Origin of the sequence: Pseudomonas putida (assembly GCF_002906855.1) — a bacterium.
Taxonomy (GTDB): domain Bacteria; phylum Pseudomonadota; class Gammaproteobacteria; order Pseudomonadales; family Pseudomonadaceae; genus Aquipseudomonas; species Aquipseudomonas putida_N.
In genome coordinates this window covers 1-1,518 of sequence record NZ_MINI01000046.1, presented here as the reverse complement: position 1 = coordinate 1,518, position 1,518 = coordinate 1, and the positions used below count along the sequence as shown (strand labels likewise).

The following is a 1,518-nucleotide window of genomic DNA, read 5'->3' as shown; positions in this document are numbered from 1 at the left end:
ATTCATCACGATGAAGGAAGAGGATCGTCTCGGATTGGGCGTCCAACCTGATGGCGCACAGTGGCTTGCCGAAGCGCGTCAGATGCTCGACTTCAACTTCCAGCGTCTGGCGCACAGAGCACGATCCGGAAAGCTCGAAGGAGTTCGTCTTGAAGCCGGAACCTTGGTCGTTACACCAACCGCCAGCGAAGTCCCTATGGCAGCCGAGGAACTGAATGCCGAGATCAGCGACATGTATCCGTTGGTCGAGGTTCCCGACCTGTTAAGGGAGATGCATGAATGGACCGGCTTTGCAGATTCATTCACGCATGTTCGCACCGGCGACGTCCCGAAAAATGTTTCCGCCATGCTCGCTGGTGTACTGGCCGATGCGACGAACCTCGGCCCAAAGCGAATGGCGGGCGCATCCAAGGGGATCAGCGCTCACCAGATTGGGTGGATGCGCACATTCCATGCCCGATCGGAGACCTACCGCGCGGCGCAAGCGTGCATCACCGATGTCCACACCCAGCATCCGCATTCCCGCCTTTGGGGCAATGGCACAACGTCATCGTCAGATGGCCAATTCTTTCGTGCGAGCGACCGAGCCGCAAAGCGCGGCGACATCAATTTGCACTACGGCAGCGAACCCGGGACGAAATTCTATAGCCATCTATCAGATCAGTACGGCTACTTCGGCATTTTGCCCATCAGTCCGACCGAAAGCGAGGCGGCCTATGTGCTCGATGGGCTCTTCGACCAGGACACGGTGCTCGACATTCAGGAACACTTTACCGACACGGGCGGTGCCAGTGATCATATCTTCGGGCTGTTCGCCTTGATCGGAAAGCGGTTCTCACCGCGACTGCGCAATCTCAAAGACCGGAAGTTCCACACGTTCGAGAAGAGCGATGCATATCCAACCCTGTCGAACCATATCGGGGCGCCGATCAACACCGCCCTAATCCTCGACCATTGGGACGACCTGCTCCATCTCGCGGCGTCGATCACGACACGGTCCGTGGTGCCGTCTACGATCCTCAAGAAACTGTCCGCGTCTTCAAGGCAGAGCCATCTCGCGAGGGCGCTCCGCGAACTCGGCCGTATCGAAAGGTCGCTCTTTATGATCGAATGGTACTCAAGTCCGGCACTACGGCGGAGATGCCAAGCCGGTCTAAACAAGGGCGAGGCCGCCCATAAGCTGAAACGCGCTGTGTTCTTCCACGAGCGGGGCGAAATCCGCGACCGGTCGTTCGAGAGCCAAGCTTTCCGCGCCTCGGGGCTCAATCTCGTCGTCAGTGCGATCGTGCACTGGAATACGGTTTATCTTGATCGCGCGGTCACACAGCTGAAACGAGCGGGGCGAGACATTCCTGATACTCTATTGAAACACATATCGCCGCTCAGTTGGGAACATATCAACCTTACCGGCATCTACACATGGGATGCCGAACATCAGATGCCGAACGGATTTCGATCGCTCCGCCTTCCGGCTAGGCTAAGGAACGCCGCGTAAGTTCTCATTCCGTTCGTCCTTAG

The 1,518-nt window shown here is 57.5% G+C and carries 1 protein-coding gene; it reads left to right on the top strand.

Annotated features, from left to right (window positions below; translation table 11 throughout):
* On the top strand, positions 1-1,495 hold a 1,495-nt coding region (locus BGP85_RS22410), incomplete at its 5' end, for a Tn3 family transposase (protein WP_146048995.1).
* Positions 1,496-1,518: the final 23 nt, after the last annotated feature.